At 48.1% G+C, this 538-nt stretch carries 2 protein-coding genes; both read right to left on the bottom strand.

Translation table 11 applies throughout. The features are described from left to right. Nucleotides 1-181: SlyX family protein (locus R7P74_RS28835; protein WP_318124126.1), on the bottom strand; the 181-nt coding region annotated here is incomplete at its 3' end. Then, the coding region (locus R7P74_RS28840) for a WD40 repeat domain-containing protein (RefSeq protein ID WP_443293552.1) at nt 178-538 on the bottom strand (361 nt) is incomplete at its 5' end. The genes R7P74_RS28840 and R7P74_RS28835, both read right to left, overlap by 4 nt.

Here is a 538-nt window from a genome sequence, read left to right on the forward strand (position 1 = left end):
AAGAATCCATATTTTTCACTTTGCCTACTACGTACTTCATTTGATCTTGCATCTTCGTGATCTGCAATTGTTGTTGTGACAATGCACTGTTCAGATCTTCGATTGTTTGCTCTTGGAACGCCACCTGACACTCTAAGTCGTTGATGCGTGCTTCCAATTGCTCAATGAGTTTTTCTGTCATGACCCGTTCTCTAGTTGCCAAGCTTGGGCGATGCCCGCTGATGTGGCAGTAATTACACGTTGCTTAGAATCAAAGGCAGCATCATACACGACCGCGCGAGGAGGGCGAGTATCTTTTTTCGGCTCGACTTCAAATCCGTCAATGCGCTTTCCGCTCTGCGTATCCCAAATCGAGACGCGGCCTGAAGGTGTTCCCGTTACCAGTCGAGAGCCATCATCAGAAAAACGCGCGGTAGAGAAAATCAACTGGCGTGACCAACTGCTGAGTTGCGAAACCTTTTGCCCCGTTTCTAAATTCCAAATGATCGCTTGATTGCCACCGTCTGACGTCATGGCGAGTTTGCCATCTCGTTGCAGT

The sequence above is a fragment of the Vibrio sp. 2033 genome (assembly GCF_033339735.1).